General features: G+C 55.3%; 17 protein-coding genes. 7 read left to right on the top strand and 10 right to left on the bottom strand.

Going from position 1 to position 19,135, the window contains the following annotated elements:
- Positions 1-53: 53 nt before the first annotated feature.
- The gene (gene can, locus C2U53_RS04215) at positions 54-716 is read right to left on the bottom strand and encodes a carbonate dehydratase (protein ID WP_042997895.1); all 663 of its coding nucleotides are present in this window, start codon (positions 714-716) and stop codon (positions 54-56) included.
- Positions 717-824: 108 nt separating this feature from the next.
- Here can and C2U53_RS04210 point away from each other — a divergent pair, with 108 nt between their 5' ends.
- From C2U53_RS04210 to C2U53_RS04195, 4 genes are all read left to right on the top strand, one after another.
- Positions 825-1,751, top strand: coding sequence for an ABC transporter ATP-binding protein (locus tag C2U53_RS04210; protein WP_042997894.1), 927 nt, complete (start codon positions 825-827; stop codon positions 1,749-1,751).
- Positions 1,748-2,518, top strand: a complete 771-nt coding sequence (locus tag C2U53_RS04205; RefSeq protein WP_042997893.1) for an ABC transporter permease — start codon at positions 1,748-1,750, stop codon at positions 2,516-2,518. Before C2U53_RS04210 ends, C2U53_RS04205 begins: the two co-directional genes overlap by 4 nt.
- A 106-nt stretch (positions 2,519-2,624) precedes the next feature.
- Positions 2,625-3,065, top strand: a complete 441-nt coding sequence (locus C2U53_RS04200; protein ID WP_044255413.1) for a PTS sugar transporter subunit IIA — start codon at positions 2,625-2,627, stop codon at positions 3,063-3,065.
- 64 nt (positions 3,066-3,129) lie between these two features.
- Positions 3,130-4,356: a polysaccharide deacetylase family protein gene (locus C2U53_RS04195; protein WP_172740557.1), complete on the top strand. Its 1,227-nt coding sequence runs from the start codon at positions 3,130-3,132 to the stop codon at positions 4,354-4,356.
- Positions 4,357-4,361: 5 nt separating this feature from the next.
- On the opposite strand, the gene panD is transcribed toward C2U53_RS04195, so the two are convergent.
- From panD to thpR, 9 genes are all read right to left on the bottom strand, one after another.
- Positions 4,362-4,742 carry an aspartate 1-decarboxylase gene (panD, locus tag C2U53_RS04190; RefSeq protein WP_042323756.1) on the bottom strand — a complete coding sequence of 127 codons (381 nt, stop codon included), beginning with the start codon at positions 4,740-4,742 and terminating at the stop codon, positions 4,362-4,364.
- 93 nt (positions 4,743-4,835) lie between these two features.
- The gene (gene panC, locus C2U53_RS04185) at positions 4,836-5,690 is read right to left on the bottom strand and encodes a pantoate--beta-alanine ligase (RefSeq protein WP_042997891.1); all 855 of its coding nucleotides are present in this window, start codon (positions 5,688-5,690) and stop codon (positions 4,836-4,838) included.
- An 11-nt stretch (positions 5,691-5,701) separates the two neighbouring features.
- The gene (panB, locus tag C2U53_RS04180) at positions 5,702-6,493 is read right to left on the bottom strand and encodes a 3-methyl-2-oxobutanoate hydroxymethyltransferase (RefSeq protein ID WP_042997890.1); all 792 of its coding nucleotides are present in this window, start codon (positions 6,491-6,493) and stop codon (positions 5,702-5,704) included.
- A gap of 119 nt (positions 6,494-6,612) precedes the next feature.
- A complete protein-coding gene (folK, locus tag C2U53_RS04175; RefSeq protein WP_042997889.1) occupies positions 6,613-7,092 on the bottom strand; it encodes a 2-amino-4-hydroxy-6-hydroxymethyldihydropteridine diphosphokinase in 480 nt (159 codons plus the stop codon).
- Positions 7,089-8,486, bottom strand: coding sequence for a polynucleotide adenylyltransferase PcnB (gene pcnB, locus C2U53_RS04170; protein ID WP_205685287.1), 1,398 nt, complete (start codon positions 8,484-8,486; stop codon positions 7,089-7,091). Before pcnB ends, folK begins: the two co-directional genes overlap by 4 nt.
- Positions 8,487-8,566: 80 nt before the next feature.
- Positions 8,567-9,463, bottom strand: coding sequence for a tRNA glutamyl-Q(34) synthetase GluQRS (gene gluQRS / locus C2U53_RS04165; RefSeq protein ID WP_104445656.1), 897 nt, complete (start codon positions 9,461-9,463; stop codon positions 8,567-8,569).
- 64 nt (positions 9,464-9,527) lie between these two features.
- Entirely contained in the window at positions 9,528-9,983 is a 456-nt protein-coding gene (dksA, locus tag C2U53_RS04160) for an RNA polymerase-binding protein DksA (protein ID WP_003829221.1), read from the bottom strand.
- Between the two features lie 177 nt (positions 9,984-10,160).
- Positions 10,161-10,865, bottom strand: a complete 705-nt coding sequence (gene sfsA / locus C2U53_RS04155) for a DNA/RNA nuclease SfsA (protein WP_042997887.1) — start codon at positions 10,863-10,865, stop codon at positions 10,161-10,163.
- 15 nt (positions 10,866-10,880) lie between these two features.
- Positions 10,881-11,411 carry an RNA 2',3'-cyclic phosphodiesterase gene (gene thpR, locus C2U53_RS04150; RefSeq protein WP_090049133.1) on the bottom strand — a complete coding sequence of 177 codons (531 nt, stop codon included), beginning with the start codon at positions 11,409-11,411 and terminating at the stop codon, positions 10,881-10,883.
- A 73-nt stretch (positions 11,412-11,484) separates the two neighbouring features.
- Between thpR and hrpB the strand changes: the two genes are divergently transcribed.
- The 3 genes from hrpB (at position 11,485) to fhuA (ending at position 19,103) form a co-directional block, all read left to right on the top strand.
- On the top strand, positions 11,485-13,914 hold the full coding sequence (gene hrpB, locus C2U53_RS04145) for an ATP-dependent helicase HrpB (RefSeq protein WP_104445655.1): 2,430 nt from the start codon (positions 11,485-11,487) through the stop codon (positions 13,912-13,914).
- 124 nt (positions 13,915-14,038) lie between these two features.
- Entirely contained in the window at positions 14,039-16,567 is a 2,529-nt protein-coding gene (gene mrcB / locus C2U53_RS04140) for a bifunctional glycosyl transferase/transpeptidase (RefSeq protein WP_044255398.1), read from the top strand.
- 283 nt (positions 16,568-16,850) lie between these two features.
- Positions 16,851-19,103: a ferrichrome porin FhuA gene (gene fhuA / locus C2U53_RS04135; protein WP_042997883.1), complete on the top strand. Its 2,253-nt coding sequence runs from the start codon at positions 16,851-16,853 to the stop codon at positions 19,101-19,103.
- The last annotated feature ends 32 nt before the right edge of the window (positions 19,104-19,135 follow it).

Here is a 19,135-nt window from a genome sequence, read left to right as displayed (position 1 = left end):
CGGGAAAATCCCGGCTTTGACTGGATACATCCCTGGTGTATGACCGGGGATTTTTATTTGTGATTGACGTGCTTCTGGCTGAGGTTAGACACGCCCTGACGATAACGCTGCTCCAGGGTGGCGCGACTGGTCGCGGTCACTTCCAGATCGCGCAGCAGGCCGTCGTGAATACCGTATGCCCAGCCGTGGATGGTCACTTTCTGACCCCGTTTCCAGGCTGACTGCATGATGGTGGAGTGGCCCAGGTTATACACCTGTTCCATCACGTTCAGCTCGCACAGCGTGTCCATACGGCGCTCTTGCGGCATTTCACCCAGCAATGAGCTATGTTTGAACCAGATATCACGGATATGCAGCAGCCAGTTGTCGATGAGGCCCAGTTCCGGGTTATCGACCGCAGCCTGTACGCCGCCACACCCGTAGTGACCACAGATAATAATGTGTTCAACTTCGAGGACATCAACGGCATACTGAACAACAGAGAGGCAGTTGAGGTCGGTGTGGATGACCAGGTTGGCCACATTACGGTGGACAAATAATTCGCCCGGTTCAAGACCGGTTAAACGTTCTGCGGGAACGCGACTGTCGGAACATCCAATCCATAGAAAGCGCGGTTTTTGCGCTTGCGCCAGTTTCTCAAAAAATCCGGAATCCTCTTCCACCAGCATTTTTGACCATAGTGCATTGTTGCTGATGAGTGTATCTATGTCTTTCATGGAGGTTAACGACCTGTAACCAAATAAGTGCGTTGGGCTAATATAGGGCAACTCCGGGATTATTTAAACCACATATAAAGTGTAAGTACGTAAGGTAAGTAAAAATTTATGACCATTGCGCTGGAACTTCAACAACTTAAAAAAACCTATCCTGGCGGTGTTCAGGCACTGCGCGGGATAGATTTACAGGTCGAAGCGGGAGATTTTTACGCGCTTCTGGGGCCGAACGGGGCAGGCAAGTCGACCACTATCGGTATCATCAGCTCGCTGGTGAATAAATCGTCCGGGCGCGTCAGCGTCTTTGGTTACGATCTCGAAAAAGATGTCGTCAACGCCAAACGTCAACTCGGGCTGGTGCCACAGGAATTTAACTTCAACCCGTTTGAGACCGTACAGCAGATTGTGGTCAATCAGGCGGGCTACTACGGCGTGGAGCGAAAAGAGGCGGTTGAGCGCAGCGAAAAGTATTTAAAACAGCTCGATCTGTGGGAAAAACGCAACGAACGTGCGCGGATGTTATCCGGCGGGATGAAGCGCCGTCTGATGATCGCCCGCGCGCTGATGCACGAGCCGAAGCTACTGATTCTCGATGAACCGACAGCGGGTGTCGATATTGAACTTCGCCGCTCAATGTGGGGGTTTTTGAAGGATTTAAACGACAAAGGCACCACGATCATTCTGACCACTCACTATCTGGAAGAGGCAGAAATGCTCTGCCGCAACATCGGAATTATTCAGCACGGCGAGCTGGTCGAAAACACCTCGATGAAGAACCTGCTCTCTAAGCTCAAGTCCGAAACCTTCATTCTCGATCTGGCAGCGAAAAGTCCGTTGCCGCAGCTGGAGGGCTATCACTATCGGCTGGTGGATACCTCAACGCTGGAAGTGGAAGTGTTGCGTGAGCAGGGAATTAACAGCGTGTTCAGCCAGCTCAGCGCGCAGGGCATTCAGGTATTGAGTATGCGTAACAAAGCGAACCGCCTTGAAGAGCTGTTTGTGTCACTGGTTCATGAAAAACAAGGAGATCGCGCATGATGCAGCTTTACTGGGTCGCGCTGAAAAGCATCTGGGCGAAAGAAATTAACCGCTTTATGCGGATCTGGATCCAGACGCTCGTGCCGCCCGTCATCACCATGACGCTCTATTTTATTATCTTCGGTAACCTGATTGGTTCCCGCATTGGCGAGATGCACGGTTTCAGCTATATGCAGTTTATCGTGCCGGGTCTAATCATGATGGCGGTCATCACCAACGCGTATGCGAACGTGGCGTCGTCATTCTTTAGCGCCAAATTCCAGCGCAACATTGAAGAGCTGCTGGTTGCCCCGGTACCGACACACGTGATTATCGCCGGTTTTGTCGGCGGCGGAGTGGCGCGCGGACTGTGCGTTGGGGTGCTGGTGACGGCGATTTCCCTGTTCTTTGTTCCGTTCCAGGTGCATTCGTGGCTGTTTGTGGCGCTGACGCTGGTTCTGACGGCGATTCTGTTTTCGCTGGCGGGGCTGTTGAACGCCGTATTTGCGAAAACCTTTGATGACATCAGCCTGATCCCGACGTTTGTCCTGACGCCGCTGACCTATCTCGGTGGGGTGTTTTACTCCCTGACGCTGCTGCCGCCGTTCTGGCAGGGGTTATCGCAACTGAACCCGATCGTCTATATGATTAGCGGCTTCCGCTACGGCTTCCTCGGCATTCACGATGTGCCGTTAGTGACTACGTTTGGCGTGCTGGTGGTCTTTATTGTGGTGTTTTATCTGCTGTGCTGGTCTTTAATCCAGCGCGGTCGCGGGTTGCGTAGCTGACCGTTTTCATCCTCTCCTCCCGGTGAGGAGAGGATGATTGTTGACCATTGTCATCATTCTCCATTTGTCACTCTGATAAACTACTTGCCTGCTAATGAGGTGAGAAATGCTAGGCTGGGTCATAACCTGTCATGACGATAAGGCTGAGGAACTGCTGAGCCTTCTGGAAAAAAAACACGGCCCACTGGCGCAATGCCGGGCGGTGAATTTTTGGCGTGGATTGAGCGCGAACATGCTGAGTCGGATGATGTGCGACGCATTGCATGCTACGGATTCCGGTGATGGCGTCATCTTTCTGACCGACCAGCCCGGTGCGGCGCCGTATCGCGTGGCTTCACTGCTGAGCCATAAACATCCGCAGTGTGAAGTCATTTCCGGCATTTCTGTAACGTTGCTGGAGCAAATGCTCCCAACACGAGAATCCATGAGTAGTCAGGCGTTTCGCGACCAGATAGTTGCTCTTGGTGGGCCAGAGGTGACCAGTCTTTGGCATCAGCAACAGAAAAATCCTCCCTTTGTTCTACTGCACGATTTGTATGAGTATTGATCATTCTTATTAATGAGGTGAATTGATACAATCGCTGCGTTGTTTCTTGCCCCGGTTATGGTTAATGATGAAATATCTGTTTCTGCTGCTGCTGTCCCTCTCTACAGTCGTCAGTGCGGCGTTGCCTGCTCGCTATATGCAAACCACTGAAGATGCGGCTATTTGGGCGCAAATAGGCGATGACATGGTGACCGTGGGAAATATTCGCGCCGGACAGATTATTTCTGTCATTCCGGTCGCGGCGGATTATTACGAATTCAAATTCGGCTTCGGTACCGGGTTTATTGACAAAGGCCATCTGGAACCGGTGCAGGGTAAACAACGCGTTGAGGACAGCCTCGGCGATCTTAATAAACCGCTCAGCAATCAGAATCTGATCACCTGGCAAGCCACTCCCGTTTATAACGCACCGAATATTGGTAGTGCGCCGTTTGGCGTACTGGCGGATAACCTGCGTTATCCCATCATCAGTAAACTGAAAGACCGGCTGAATCAAACCTGGTATCAGATTCGCATTGGCGATCGGCTGGCCTGGATAAGTGCCCTCGATGCCCAGGAAGACCGTGGATTGCCGGTGCTGACCTATCACCATATTCTGCGCGATGAAGAGAACACCCGTTTTCATCATACCTCCACCACCACGTCAGTTCGCGCCTTCAGCAACCAGATGACCTGGCTGCGCGATCGCGGATACCGTACGCTGACGATGGCGCAACTGGAAGGCTATGTGCGTAACAATATGAATCTGCCCGCGCGAGCGGTGGTGATTACCTTTGATGACGGCCTGAAGTCAGTGAGTCGTTATGCTTATCCGGTGCTGAAGCAGTATGGGATGAAGGCCACGGCGTTTATTATCTCGTCGCGAATTAAAGTTCGCCCACAAAAATGGGACCCCAAATCGCTGCAGTTCATGAGCATTTCAGAGCTTAATGGTATCCGCGACGTGTTTGACTTTCAGTCCCATACGCACTTTTTACATCGGGTCGACGGCTATCACCGGCCAATCCTGCTCAGCCGCAGCCATCACAATATTCTGTTTGATTTTGCACGCTCCCGGCGTGCGCTGGCCCCGTTTAATCCCCATGTCCTTTATCTTTCGTATCCGTTTGGCGGTTATAACGCGACGGCCGTAAAAGCCGCGGAAGAGGCTGGATTTCACCTGGCGGTGACTACGATGAAAGGGAAGGTGAAGCCGGGGGATAATCCGTTTTTACTGAAACGCCTGTATATCTTAAGAACGGATTCGCTGGAGACGATGTCGCGGCTGATCAGCAATCAGCCGCAGGGGTAGTTCGTTTACGCAACCTGAACCGGAATGGCTTTTGCGGTGCGTTTCATTTCATTATCGCCTTCGAAGTAAGCGACCTTTGGCTGCCAGCGGCGCGCTTCTTCGTCTGACATGGTCACGAAGCTGGCGATGATCACAATGTCGCCCACGCTGGCACAGTGTGCCGCTGCGCCGTTGACGGAGATGATTCTGGAACCGCGCTCGGCGGCAATCGCATAGGTGGAAAAGCGTTTACCGTTGCTCACGTTCCAGATATCGATGGCTTCATTTTCCAGAATCCCGGCGGCATCCAGAAAATCCTGATCGATGGCGCAGGAACCTTCATAGTGCAGGTCCGCCTGAGTTACTTTCACGCGGTGGAGTTTGCCCTGCAGCATAGTGCGAATCATAACGTCTACCTTAAACTCGTATCGATAACGAAGCAGGTCGAAACCTGCTTTGAGAAATTTCTCAGGCAGTATTGCCCGATTTTTAACCCCTGTCTACTGGGTTAATGCAACCGTCTGATTGTCAATTAACCGTGCCTGGCCAAGCCATGCGGCAACCAGAATCACCGCACGCTGGCTGCTTTCGGTTAGCTCAAGCAGCGTGTCAGCATCGCGGATCTGAATGTCATCGGGGCGGAAGCCTTTTTCCGTCAGCTCCTGTTCAGCGATGGCAATAATCTCTTCCAGTTCACGCTCGCCGGCCTGCAGTTTCTCCGCGATGCGGCCCATCACTTTGTACAAACCTGGGGCGATTTTGCGTTGTTCGGCCGTCAGATAACCGTTACGCGAACTCAGGGCTAAACCGTCTTTGGCGCGAATAATCGGCACGCCGACGATCTCGATGTCGTAGCCCATGTCGGCAACCATTTTGCGGATCAGCGCCAGTTGCTGGAAGTCTTTCTCGCCAAAGCAGGCGACATCCGGTTGTACCAGATTGAACAACTTGCTGACGATGGTTGAAACCCCACGGAAATGGCCCGGGCGGCTGGCGCCTTCCAGCATCGTCGAAAGGCCGGGGACATCCACGTAGGTCTGCCCGTCGGTGCCCTGAGGATAGATTTGGTCCGGTGCGGGAGCAAAGACGAAATCCACCTTACGCTTGTTCAGTTTTTCGCAGTCTTCCTGCAGCGTGCGGGGGTAGCGCACCAGATCGTCCGGACGGTCAAACTGCATTGGGTTGACGAAAATACTCACCACCACGATGTCCGCACGGGCTTTGGCTTCATCCACCAGCTTCATGTGACCATCATGCAGGTTGCCCATCGTCGGCACCAGCGCAATGCGCTTCCCTTCCTGACGGGCTCTGCGGATATGCTGGCGCAGCAGCGGCAGGGTTTCAATAATCAGCACAACAAGACTCCTTAATGGAAACTGTGTTCTTCGCCCGGATAGACGCCGGACTCAACCTCGGCAATATACTGCCGTACCGCGGCGCGCATGTCGCCTGCTTGCGTAAGGAAATTTTTGGCAAATTTCGGAATATGGCCGCCGGTGATGCCAAAGGCGTCGTGCATGACTAAAATTTGTCCGTCGGTCACGTTGCCGGCACCGATACCGATAACCGGAATGGAGAGCGCCTCCGTCACGCGTTTGGCCAGTTCAACCGGAACGCATTCCAGCACGATGAGCTGCGCGCCTGCGGCTTCCAGCGCCAGGGCATCGTCCAGCAAAACCTGTCCGGCATCGCCACGGCCCTGAATTTTATAGCCGCCGAAAATATTGACCGACTGTGGCGTCAGGCCCAGGTGTCCGCAGACGGGGACCGCGCGCTCGGTGAGCATTTTCACGGTCTCCACCAGCCATGCACCACCTTCAATCTTGACCATGTTCGCGCCCGCGCGCATGACGGTGGCCGAATTTTCAAAGGCCTGTTCCGGCGTCGCGTAAGCCATAAACGGCAGATCGGCGAGCAGCAGGCAATTCGGCGCGCCGCGACGCACCGCCTGCGTGTGGTAAGCGATATCCTCAACCGTCACCGGCAGGGTGGAGTCATGCCCCTGTACTGTCATCCCCAGGGAATCCCCGACCAGCATCACATTGATCCCTTCGTCGGCAAACAGTCTGGCGAAACTGTAGTCATAAGCAGTAATGGTGGCGAAGCGTTTTTTCTCTTGTTTGCACTTCTGCAACAGCGAGAGGGTGGTCGGTTTCATAACATTTCCTGATGGTGAACGTCATATTTACCGGCATTCTAACAGTCACATTCAGGGGGGCAATTGTTTTAAGCAACTGTTTGCGCGAAAGCAATAAACAGGAAATGAGGTGAGGGCCATTACCAGTGTGCGGGTTTTTCTGCACCAAGATGAGTGAGTCTCTGTTGCAGTGAGGTACCGTCAGGGAAGTGCAGGTCAGGGGCGATTTCGAACAGCGGCCAGAGCATAAAACCGCGATTTTTCATATCGTAATGCGGCACGGTCAGGCGTTCGCTGTTGATGACGCGATCGCCAAACAGCATGATATCCAGGTCTAACGTGCGCGGTCCCCAGCGTTCGGCCTTGCGTACCCGGCCCTGCTGGAGTTCGATGCGCTGGGTGTGGTCGAGCAGGGCTTCTGGTTCGAGCGTTGTTTCCAGCGCCACGGCGGCGTTCAGGTAATCGGGCTGATCCTGCGGGCCCAGCGGCGGGGTTCGATAAAAAGAAGAGATGGCGACAATCTGGCTTTCGGGGATCTCGCCTATCGCGTTGACGGCAGCATTGACCTGCTCCAGAGGAGAGGCCAGATTACTGCCCAGTGCGATATAAACGAGGGTCATGCCGTTCCTTCACGACGCGGCGCACGCTTGCGCGGACGACGGTGACGACGGCGCGGCGATGGATCTTCATCCAGCTCGTTCAGCATGCCTTTCTGCTCGGGTGGCGCAGAAACCTGGAATTCTCCCCACCACTGCGCCAGACGCTGCAGTTCGGCATTGTTTTCCACTTCAGCACGCAGAGCGAGTAAATCATATGCGGCGCGGAATTTCGGATGCTCCATCAGCTTCCACGCGCGTTTACCCTGACGACGGGACATGCGCAGCTGTAGCTGCCAGATATCGCGAGTCAGCGACGTGAGGCGTTTCGGGATTGCCAGCGAACGGCAGGCTTCATCGAGCACTTCATTCATTGCCAGCGCAAACGCGTCATAGTAGGCCAGACCGCTTTCCTGGGCGATTTTCTGCGCCATTTCCAGCAGCGGATACCAGAACATCGCGGCAAACAGGAAGGCCGGGTTAACGCGCATATCGTTATGAATGCGGTTATCGGTATTTTTCAGTACCTGCGCGATGATACGTTCCATTGCGCTGTCGCCATTCTCGGTGAAATAGCGCGTAATGGTCGGGAACAATGGCTGGAACAGGCTGTATTCGCGCAGCTTTTTATAAGTTTCATAGCCGTAGCCCGCCTGTAGCAGCTTCAGCGCCTCTTCAAACAGACGCGCAGGCGGGATATCGTTGAGCAGCGTGGCCAGGCGCGGGATCGGCTCTGCCGTTTCCGGGCTGATCTTCATATCGAGCTTGGCTGCGAAACGCACGGCGCGCAGCATCCGCACCGGATCTTCGCGATAGCGGGTTTCCGGATTGCCGATCAGGCGAATCACGCCATCTTCCAGATCCTGCATGCCGCCGACATAGTCGCGAACGGTGAAATCGGCGACGCTGTAATAAAGGCTGTTAATGGTGAAGTCACGGCGCTGGGCGTCTTCTTCGATGGAGCCGAAAATGTTGTCGCGCAGCAGCATGCCGTTTTGTCCGCGCTGGGACGTGGTGCGGTCGCTTTCGCTGCCTTCGTGGTGACCTCGAAAGGTGGCGACTTCAATAATCTCAGGGCCAAACATGACGTGCGCCAGACGGAAACGGCGGCCAACAAGACGGCAATTGCGGAACAGCTTGCGCACCTGGTCCGGCGTCGCATTGGTTGTGACGTCAAAATCTTTCGGTTTTTTGCCGAGCAGAAGGTCGCGGACGCCACCGCCAACCAGCCAGGCTTCATATCCCGCTTTATTCAGCCTGTACATTACCTTCAGGGCATTTTCACTGATATCTTTGCGTGAAATAGCGTGCTGCTCGCGCGGGATGACCGTCATACGCGGACGGGCGACGGCAATTTCGGCCTCGCTCTCCTCGCGGCTTAGCACCTTGCGGCAAAAATTAGCGACTCGGGTAAAAATAGTGCACCTCGGTAGTGTCAAACAATATTCAGAATTCAGTTCAAATCGTTGGCTGTGTAAAAATAGCGGCTAATCATAGCTCAGCACGACGTATTTGAGAATGCCGGATTTACAATCGCCGATTCAGGTATCGTCGAAAGCGTCCAGTTTGCCACGGCGGATGCCAGGATCTCATTGACGCGCATCTCCTGCCACGGCAAATCACTCTGTTGCCCGAGAAAGCGTAGCGCGTCGATAAGAACAGGGCGTGGATCGCCGTGCGGCAAGGCAGGGGCATGATTCTGTTTGGAAAGTTTAGCGCCTTGTTCATTGAGCGCCAGCGGTAGATGAATATAGTCGGGAGGCGTCCAGCCGAACTGCTGGTACAGTGAAATTTGTCGCACCGTCGGTTCGATCAAATCGGCGCCGCGCACGATTTCGCTGACCCCCTGAAAATGGTCATCCACCACCACCGCCAGGTTATAGGCGAACAGCCCATCACGGCGATGGATAATAAAATCCTCTCTCGCCAGTCGTTCGTCAGCCTGAATGTCTCCGCGCAGCCGATCGTGAAAACGGGTGACAGGATGCCGCTGTTTAATCCGCACCGCCGCCTGTTCCGGCCCGTGATGTAACTCACGGCAATGACCATCATATATTCCGCCAATGCTCTGGATCCGCGCACGGGTACAGGTGCAGTAGTAGCTCAGCCCCCGGTCGTATAACCAGGCGAGCGCTTCGCGGTAGGCGTCACGGCGTTGTGACTGCCATAAAATGTCGCCATCCCAGTGCAGGCCGTAATGTTCCAGTTGACGCAGAATAGTGTCAGCGGCACCGGGAACTTCACGAGGGGGATCAATATCTTCTATACGTACTCGCCATACTCCCTGACGGGCGCGAGCCTGTAAGTAGCTGCCCAGCGCAGCAATGAGGGAGCCAAAATGCAGTTCACCGGAAGGCGAAGGAGCGAATCGGCCAATGTAGTGTGAGTCAGTCATCTTTATGTAAAAATGAACAGGCGGGGAAAGCCCCGCCTGTTGTAAACGTTTCAAACGCCAGGCCTTAGCCCGCCATTTGTTTTTCGCGAATTTCAGCCAGCGTTTTGCAGTCGATGCACAGATCGGCTGTTGGACGCGCTTCCAGGCGACGAATACCAATTTCCACACCGCAGGATTCGCAGTAGCCGAAATCTTCGTCTTCAACCTTTTTCAGCGTTTTCTCGATCTTTTTGATCAGTTTGCGCTCACGGTCACGGTTACGCAGTTCGAGGCTGAACTCTTCTTCCTGTGCGGCACGGTCTACCGGGTCCGGGAAGTTGGCAGCTTCATCCTGCATATGAGTAACGGTGCGATCGACTTCATCCCTAAGTTGATTACGCCATGCTTCAAGAATACGCCTGAAGTGCGACAGCTGGGCTTCGTTCATATACTCTTCGCCCGGTTTCTCCTGGTACGGCTCCACCCCAGCGATGGCGAGAATACTCAGGGACGATGTTTTACGGTTTTGCCCTTCTTGCATGTTGCTTCTCCTTAACACGCACTATCGATCCCCATGTTCGGGGGAAAAATCAGGTCGCTATAAATAGCAGATGCTTTTCCGGATAGCAATTAACTAAACGTAACACTTGACAACCCTGTGAGGAAAAGCGTATTTGCGCACGCGACCAGAATACTAAATAACCAATTGTTTACAACACTATAAAGTGACAGTTAATGGCTCTATCAGAGTCATACTATCGGCAGAAAGTTCCGCTTTATAAACCAGAATTTCTACCCCCTTACGCTGTGCTTCGAACAATAGTTGCGCATATTTCGCGTCAATATGGCGCGCGGGTGAAAACCGTGTAATGGCGGAGTGCAGGACGGCAAAGAAAATCACTGCGCGTTTGCCCTCAGCCGCTACGCTCATCAGTTCCCGAAGATGTTTCTGACCTCGTTCAGTGATGGCATCGGGAAAATAACCAAAATCCTTTTCCGCTAACGTTACCGATTTCACTTCAATATAGCAGTCAGGCCGCGAATCTGCCTGTAACATAAAATCAATGCGGCTCCGTTCGGCGCCGTATTTTACTTCGCTTCTCAGCGTGGAATAACCTGAAAGTTCTGAAACTCGCCCCTGTTCAATGGCCTCTTTCGTCAGCCTGTTAGCCCATAACGTATTCACACAAATTAACGCGCCCGTCTGGGTTTGCGTTAATTCCCAGGTGTGCGGATATTTGCGTTTACTATTCTCCGACGTCGAATACCAGACCGTATCACCGGGCGTTGCACACCCGGTCATCGCCCCGGTGTTAGGGCAGTGTAGCGTGAGTTCAGTCCCGTCAGGTGTGATCACATCGGCTAAAAAGCGTTTATACCGCTGAACCAGCGTCGCGCGCTGGAGAGAAGGAGTAAATTGCATCGCGCATTTCCTTAATTAGTCGCTGAGCGTCCAGCGCTGAAGTTCCGTATAACGCGTGCGACCGCGTGCAAAGGTCGAGGCATAGAGGGTAAATTCCGTCACCGGAAAGGACCAGTAAAAGCCCGGCGGCGGAATCGCCACCGCATGGCTTGCATCGCGCAGCAGCGTGACGTGAGGGTGAAACGGCTGCGGACTCTGATAACAACCGCTGCGCGCCGCCTGGGCTCGCAGCATATTGGCCAGTTGCAGCAGCCCACGTGGGGACTGACGCGTCCCCAGCCAGACCACACGAGAGCGTAACCACTGCCCGGCATCATCGAGATTGAGCGTAAAACCGGGCTGGCGAATGCGCCCGGCAAGGGCGATCAGCGCCTGTTGTTTGTCTGCGCTCACATCGCCTAAAAACGCCAGCGTTAAATGCAGATTTTCGGCCGCGACCGGTCGCCCCGCTTCAGGGGGGAAATGCGCCGCTCGCCACTGTATTATCTCTTCGCGCACGGTGGTGGGGAGTTCGAGGGCAAAAAACAGCCGTTTCGGCTCAGACATCTTAGGTACTCGGTTATGAATTAACGCGATGCTACAATGCGGCGTGAAGAATGTTAACCCTCTGGAGCCATTTGTGACGTCGTTACCTGTTGCCGCTGTACTGCCTGAATTGCTTACCGCTCTGGATTCTGCGCCGCAGGTTCTGCTGAGCGCGCCGACGGGTGCCGGTAAGTCAACCTGGTTACCGCTACAGTTTCTGGCACATAAAGGGTTCGAAGGGCGGATTATCCTGCTGGAACCGCGTCGTCTGGCGGCACGAAACGTGGCGCAAAGGCTTGCGGAACTGCTCAATGAAAAGCCCGGTGAGACGGTCGGTTACCGGATGCGGGCACAATCCTGCGTCGGGCCAGCAACACGGCTTGAGGTGGTTACCGAAGGGGTTCTGACGCGTATGATCCAGCGTGACCCGGAACTCAGTGGCGTTGGGCTGGTTATCCTCGATGAATTTCACGAACGCAGTTTGCAGGCGGATCTCGCGCTGGCGCTGCTGCTGGATGTGCAGCAAGGGCTGCGCGACGATCTCAAACTGTTGATCATGTCCGCTACGCTGGATAACGATCGCCTGCAACAGTGCCTGCCGGATGCGCCGGTGATCGTTTCCGAAGGGCGCGCCTTTCCCGTTGAGCGGCGTTATCAACCGCTGGCGTCGCAATTGCGTTTCGACGAAGCCGTGGCGGTCGCCTGCGCCGAGCTGCTGCGCAGAGAGCCAGGCTCGCTGCTGCTGTTTCTACCCGGTGTCGGGGAGATCCTGCGCGTACAGGAGCAATTAAGTACGCGAGTCGGCAGCGGTGTGCTGCTGTGTCCGCTGTATGGCGCGCTGTCGCTCAACGATCAGCGCAAAGCGATTTTGCCGGCCCCGGACGGGATGCGCAAAGTTGTGTTGGCAACCAATATTGCGGAAACCAGTCTGACCATTGAGGGGATTCGACTGGTGGTGGATTGCGCGCAGGAGCGGGTGGCGCGGTTTGATGCGCGAACCGGGTTGACCCGGCTTATCACTCAGCGCATTAGCCAGGCCTCAATGACCCAGCGCGCCGGGCGTGCCGGGCGTCTGGAGCCGGGGATTTGTCTGCATCTGCTGGCGAAAGAGCAGGCGGAACGCGCGGCAGCACAGGGGGATCCTGAGATGTTGCACAGCGATCTCTCCGGTTTGCTGATGGAGTTGTTGCAGTGGGGATGTCGCGATCCCGCGCAACTCACCTGGCTGGATCTGCCACCCGCCGTCAACGTACAGGCGGCGAAACGATTACTGCACATGCTGGGCGCGCTGGATGGCGAGCAGCTCAGTGCGATAGGGCAAAAAATGGCGGCGTTGGGTAACGATCCGCGCCTGGCCGCGATGCTAGTCAATGCTGCCACGCCCGACGATGCAGCTACGGCAGCAAAGCTGGCAGCCATTCTTGAGGAGCCGCCGCGGATGGGCAATACCGATCTGGGCGTGGCGTTTTCCCGCCATCAGCCTGCTTGGCAGCAGCGCAGTCAGCAACTTCTCAAACGTCTGAATGTTCGTAACGGCGAAGCGGATGCGTCGCGCATCGCCCCACTACTGGCCCAGGCCTTTGCCGATCGCATCGCGCGTCGACGCAGCCAGGACGGGCGTTATCAACTGGCGAACGGCATGGGCGCGGCGCTGGATGTCGATGATGCGCTGGGGCGGCACGAATGGTTGATTGCGCCTCTGTTGCTGCAGGGGAGCGCGTCGCCGGATGCGCGGATCCTGCTGGCGCTGCCGCTCGATATCGACGCGCTTATCTCGCGTTGTCCTGAACTGCTACAGCAGTCTGATACCATTGAGTGGGATGAGGCGCAGGGGACGCTGAAAGCCTGGCGTAGAATGCGGATAGGCGAACTGACGGTTAAAGTCCAGCCGCTGGCAAAACCGTCTGAAGACGAGTTGCATCTGGCGATGCTTAACGGTATCCGCGATAAAGGCCTGAGCGTGCTCAACTGGACGCCTGCGGCAGAACAACTGCGGTTACGTCTGCATTGTGCGGCGAAATGGCTGCCGGAGTATGACTGGCCTGCGGTGGACGACAGGACATTGCTGGCCACGCTGGAGAACTGGCTGCTGCCGCATATGAGCGGCGTGCATTCGCTGCGCGGCCTGAAATCGTTGGATGTTCACCAGGCATTGAGCGGATTACTGGATTATTCCCTGCAGCAACGTCTGGTGAGTTCGTTACCCACACATTACACTGTGCCGACGGGAAGTCGGATAGCCATTCGTTATCACGAAGATAACCCGCCGGCGCTGGCGGTCAGAATGCAGGAGATGTTTGGCGAGGCCAAAACGCCGACTATTGCGGAGGGCCGCGTGCCGCTGGTGCTGGAGCTCTTATCCCCCGCGCAGCGACCGTTGCAGATTACTCAGGATTTGGCCGCGTTCTGGCAAGGGTCGTATCGCGACGTGCAAAAAGAGATGAAAGGGCGCTACCCCAAACATGTCTGGCCGGACGATCCGGCGAACACGGCGCCGACGCGGCGAACCAAAAAGTATTCGTAGGCCGGATAAGGCGTTTATGCCGCATCCGGCAAAAGAGCAGTAAAATTGAGAGATTTCTTCTTCTGTCTTCTGACGGAAGAACAGAGAATCAGGCCTTTGCGCCTGAATGTTGCGGAGAAAAAGCATGGCCGGGAATGACCGCGAGCCAATTGGACGCAAAGGGAAACCCACGCGTCCGGTGAAACAAAAGGTGAGCCGTCGCCAACTCAGAGATGATGAGTACGACGACGAATATGATGATGACTATGAGGATGAAGAACCGATGCCGCGTAAAGGTAAAGGCAAAGGGCGTAAGCCTCGTGGTAAGCGCGGCTGGTTGTGGCTGCTGCTGAAAATTGCGATTGTTTTTGCGGTACTGCTTGCCATTTACGGCGTCTATCTGGATCAAAAAATCCGTAGCCGTATCGATGGCAAAGTCTGGCAGTTGCCGGCGGCGGTATATGGCCGGATGGTCAACCTTGAGCCGGAGATGTCGGTCAGCAAAAACGAAATGGTTAAGCTGCTGGAAGCCACCCAGTACCGTCAGGTCAGCAAAATGACGCGTCCTGGCGAGTTTACCGTGCAGGCGAACAGTATTGAGATGATCCGCCGTCCGTTTGATTTCCCGGACAGCAAGGAGGGTCAGGTGCGCGCGCGTCTGACGTTCGATGGTGGCCGCCTGGATACCATTGTCAACATGGACAACAACCGCCAGTTCGGTTTCTTCCGTCTCGATCCGCGTTTGATTACCATGCTGTCGTCGCCAAACGGTGAACAGCGTCTGTTTGTCCCGCGTAGTGGCTTCCCGGATCTGCTGGTGGATACGCTGCTGGCGACGGAAGACCGTCATTTCTATGAACATGACGGGGTGAGTCTGTACTCCATCGGTCGCGCGGTGCTGGCAAACCTGACCGCCGGACGCACGGTACAGGGGGCAAGTACCCTGACCCAACAGCTGGTGAAAAACCTGTTCCTCTCCAGCGAACGTTCGTACTGGCGTAAGGCTAACGAAGCCTATATGGCGCTGCTGATGGATGCGCGCTACAGCAAAGATCGTATTCTTGAGCTGTATATGAACGAGGTGTATCTCGGTCAGAGCGGTGATAATGAGATCCGTGGCTTCCCGCTGGCGAGCCTGTACTACTTTGGTCGTCCGGTAGAGGAACTGAGCCTTGATCAGCAGGCGCTGCTGGTAGGGATGGTGAAAGGGGCCTCAATCTACAACCCCTGGCGCAACCCGAAACTGGCGCTTGAACGTCGTAACCTGGTGCTGCGCCTGCTGCAACAACAACAGGTGATCGATCAGGAACTCTACGACATGCTGAGCGCGCGTCCGTTAGGCGTGCAGCCGCGCGGTGGGGTGATCTCACCACAGCCCGCGTTTATGCAGATGGTGCGTCAGGAGTTGCAGGCGAAGCTGGGTGATAAAGTAAAAGATCTCTCCGGCGTGAAGATCTTCACCACCTTTGACTCTGTCGCCCAGGATGCCGCTGAGAAAGCCGCCGTTGATGGCATTCCGGAACTGAAGAAACAGCGCAAACTGAGCGATCTTGAAACGGCGATTGTAGTGGTAGACCGCTTCAGTGGCGAAGTCCGCGCTATGGTCGGCGGCGCTGAGCCGCAGTTTGCAGGCTATAACCGCGCGATGCAGGCACGTCGCTCGATTGGTTCACTGGCCAAACCGGCAACCTATCTGACCGCGCTGAGCCAGCCGAAAATCTATCGCCTGAACACCTGGATTGCCGATGCGCCGATTGCGCTGCGTCAACCAAACGGCCAGGTGTGGTCGCCGCAGAACGATGACCGTCGCTACAGCGAAAGCGGAAAAGTGATGCTGGTGGATGCGTTGACGCGTTCTATGAACGTGCCGACGGTCAATCTGGGGATGGCGCTTGGCTTGCCGGCTGTCACCGACACCTGGCTGAAGCTGGGCGTGCCGAAAGAGCAGTTGCATCCGGTTCCGGCTATGCTGCTGGGGGCACTGAACCTGACGCCGATCGAAGTGGCACAGGCGTTCCAGACGATCGCCAGCGGCGGTAATCGTGCGCCGCTTTCCGCGCTGCGTTCGGTCATCGCTGAAGACGGCACTGTACTGTATCAGAGCTTCCCGCAGGCGGAGCGTGCCGTTCCGGCGCAGGCCGCCTATATGACGCTGTGGACGATGCAGCAGGTGGTGCAGCGTGGTACTGGTCGTCAGCTGGGCGCGAAGTACCCGAATCTGCATCTGGCGGGTAAAACCGGGACCACCAACAACAACGTCGATACCTGGTTTGCCGGTATTGACGGTAGTCAGGTGACCATCACCTGGGTGGGTCGCGATAACAACCAGCCGACGAAGCTGTACGGGGCGAGCGGGGCGATGTCGATTTATCAGCGCTATCTGGCTAACCAGACGCCAACGCCGCTCACGCTGACGCCACCGGAAGATATTGCGGAGATGGGCGTCGACTATGACGGCAACTTTGTCTGCAGTGGCGGTATGCGCACGTTGCCAGTCTGGACCTCCGATCCCGACTCGCTCTGCCAGCAGGGCGAAATGATGCAGCAGCCGACCGGGAACCCGTTCGATCAATCTTCTCAGCCACAGCAACCGCAGCAACAGCCGCCGAAGGAAGAGAAGAAAGACAGCGATGGTGTGGCGGGATGGATTAAGGATATGTTTGGCGGTAACTAACCGCCGTGCCGGATGGCGCTTCGCTTATCCGGCCTACCGGCTCATGCAGGTTTTTGGTTGGTAGGCCGGATAAGGGGTTTTCGCCGCCGTCCGGCAATGGCTTCACAGAAACATTTCCGGCTTCTTTTTTAACCCTTTCTTTTCATCTGGATATTTCTTAACCCCTCAGTTTTGGTAGGGACGCGTATCGCTTGCTATCGCGGCCGCGTTTCGAATATTATTCTGCCGTCATAATAATAATTCTCGTTTACGTTATCATTCACTTTCCATCAGAGATATACCAATGGCGCGTCAAAAAACTGCTCAGCCAAAACACTCGCTGCGTAAAATTGCAGTCGTAGTAGCCACAGCGGTTAGCGGCATGTCTGTCTATGCACAGGCGGCGGTTGAACCGAAAAAAGAAGACACTATCACCGTCACTGCGGCTCCTGCTCCGCAGGAAAGTGCATGGGGACCGGCGGCAACCATCGCGGCACGCCAGTCAGCCACCGCGACCAAAACGGATACCCCGATTCAGAAAGTTCCCCAGTCTATTTCTGTGGTGACTGCCGAAGAGATGGCGCTACACCAGCCGAAGTCCGTGAAAGAGGCGCTCAGCTATACCCCAGGCGTTGCCGTGGGCACGCGTGGCGCATCTAACACCTATGATTACCTGATCATTCGCGGTTTCGCTGCCGACGGCCAAAGCCAGAATAACTATCTGAATGGCCTGAAGATGCAGGGGAACTTTTACAACGATGCGGTGATTGATCCTTATATGCTGGAACGCGCGGAAGTGATGCGTGGGCCGGTTTCTGTTCTGTACGGTAAGAGCAACCCAGGCGGTTTGTTGAACATGGTCAGCAAGCGTCCAACCACCGAGCCGCTGAAAGAAGTTCAGTTTAAAATGGGCACTAACAGCCTGTTCCAGACCGGTTTTGACTTCAGCGATGCGCTGGATGACGACGGCGTTTACTCTTATCGCTTAACAGGTCTGGCTCGCTCGGCGAATGCGCAGCAGCAGGGGGCGGAAGAACAGCGTTATGCTATTGCGCCGTCCTTTAGCTGGCGTCCGGATGACAAAACCAACTTCACGTTCCTGTCCTACTTCCAGAACGAACCTGAGACCGGTTACTACGGTTGGCTGCCGAAAGAGGGGACTGTCAGCACGCTGCCGAACGGTAAGCGTCTGTCGACAGACTTCAACGAAGGCGCGAAAAACAATACCTACTCTCGTAATGAGAAGATGGTCGGTTATAGCTTCGACCATGAATTCAACGATACGTTTACCGTGCGTCAGAACTTGCGTTACGCGGAAAACAAAGTGTCGCAGAACAGTGTATATGGTTACGGCATGTGTTCCGATCCGCTCTATTCGAGCAACCCGAGCACCAGCCCTTGCGCCAGCGTACCGCAGTCACAGTGGGGGCATACGCTGACCCGTCAGTATGTGGATGATAACGAAAAACTGCAGAACTTCTCTGTGGATACCCAACTGCAAAGCAAGTTTGCGACCGGTTCTCTGGATCATACCCTGCTGACCGGCGTTGATTTTATGCGTATGCGTAACGACATCGACTCCTGGTTTGGCTGGGCTGGTTCAGTTGCGCCATCTGACATCTACAACCTTGATCGCAGTGATTTCGACTTCGGATCCCATCCAGGGCCTGGCGCCGCCTATCGCGTGCTGAACAAGCAGAAGCAGACCGGCGTGTACGCCCAGGATCAGATGCAGTGGGATAAAGTGCTGGTGACGTTGGGCGGACGTTATGACTGGGCGCAGCAGGATACTCTGGATCGTGAAGCGAATACTCAGCACTCGCGTAATGATAACGAGTTTACCTGGCGCGGCGGCGTAAACTACCTGTTCGACAACGGCGTGACTCCGTACTTCAGCTACAGCGAGTCGTTCGAACCGGCTTCTACCGTGGGCGCGAACGGCAGCATCTTTGCGCCGTCTAAAGGCAAGCAGTACGAAGCGGGCGTGAAATATGTCCCGAACGATCGTCCGATCGTGATCACCGGTGCGGTCTATCAGTTGACCAAAACCAACAACCTGATGGCCGATCCTAACGGTTCGTTCTTCTCGGTTGAAGGCGGTGAGATTCGTTCACGCGGCGTTGAAGTGGAAGCAAAAGCGGCGCTGTCTGCCAGCGTTAACGTGGTCGGTTCCTACACTTATACGGATGCGGAATACACCACCGACACCAACTACAAAGGCAACACCCCGGCGCAGGTGCCAAAACATATGGCGTCGCTATGGGGCGATTACACGATGTTTGACGGCCCGCTTTCCGGTCTGACTCTGGGCACCGGCGTTCGCTATACCAGCTCCAGCTATGGCGATCCGGCTAACTCCTTTAAAGTCGGCAGCTACACCCTGGTGGATGCGCTGGTTCGGTACGATCTGGCACGCCTTGGCATGGCAGGTTCCAACGTCGCGCTGCATGTCAACAACCTGTTTGACCGCGAATACGTCGCCAGCTGCTTTAACACCTATGGCTGCTTCTGGGGCGCGGAACGTCAGGTCGTTGCTACCGCAACCTTCCGTTTCTAATTTTTCTTTGGGCACGCATTGCGTGCCCGCTT

The sequence above is a fragment of the Citrobacter sp. CFNIH10 genome (assembly GCF_002934585.1).
In the GTDB taxonomy this organism is placed as follows: domain Bacteria; phylum Pseudomonadota; class Gammaproteobacteria; order Enterobacterales; family Enterobacteriaceae; genus Citrobacter_A; species Citrobacter_A amalonaticus.
This window is presented reverse-complemented; position numbering and strand designations above follow the sequence as displayed.

Bases quoted from the DNA above. Each gene is read 5' to 3' on its own strand.
- thpR (WP_090049133.1), bottom strand. From the start codon at position 11,411: ATGTCTGAGCCGAAACGGCTGTTTTTTGCCCTCGAACTCCCCACCACC.
- fhuA (WP_042997883.1), top strand. From the start codon at position 16,851: ATGGCGCGTCAAAAAACTGCTCAGCCAAAACACTCGCTGCGTAAAATT.
- dksA (WP_003829221.1), bottom strand. From the start codon at position 9,983: ATGCAAGAAGGGCAAAACCGTAAAACATCGTCCCTGAGTATTCTCGCC.
- C2U53_RS04200 (WP_044255413.1), top strand. From the start codon at position 2,625: ATGCTAGGCTGGGTCATAACCTGTCATGACGATAAGGCTGAGGAACTG.
- C2U53_RS04210 (WP_042997894.1), top strand. From the start codon at position 825: ATGACCATTGCGCTGGAACTTCAACAACTTAAAAAAACCTATCCTGGC.
- can (WP_042997895.1), bottom strand. From the start codon at position 716: ATGAAAGACATAGATACACTCATCAGCAACAATGCACTATGGTCAAAA.
- folK (WP_042997889.1), bottom strand. From the start codon at position 7,092: ATGACCCTCGTTTATATCGCACTGGGCAGTAATCTGGCCTCTCCTCTG.
- sfsA (WP_042997887.1), bottom strand. From the start codon at position 10,865: ATGCAATTTACTCCTTCTCTCCAGCGCGCGACGCTGGTTCAGCGGTAT.
- C2U53_RS04205 (WP_042997893.1), top strand. From the start codon at position 1,748: ATGATGCAGCTTTACTGGGTCGCGCTGAAAAGCATCTGGGCGAAAGAA.
- panB (WP_042997890.1), bottom strand. From the start codon at position 6,493: ATGAAACCGACCACCCTCTCGCTGTTGCAGAAGTGCAAACAAGAGAAA.
- panD (WP_042323756.1), bottom strand. From the start codon at position 4,742: ATGATTCGCACTATGCTGCAGGGCAAACTCCACCGCGTGAAAGTAACT.
- gluQRS (WP_104445656.1), bottom strand. From the start codon at position 9,463: ATGACTGACTCACACTACATTGGCCGATTCGCTCCTTCGCCTTCCGGT.
- mrcB (WP_044255398.1), top strand. From the start codon at position 14,039: ATGGCCGGGAATGACCGCGAGCCAATTGGACGCAAAGGGAAACCCACG.
- C2U53_RS04195 (WP_172740557.1), top strand. From the start codon at position 3,130: ATGATGAAATATCTGTTTCTGCTGCTGCTGTCCCTCTCTACAGTCGTC.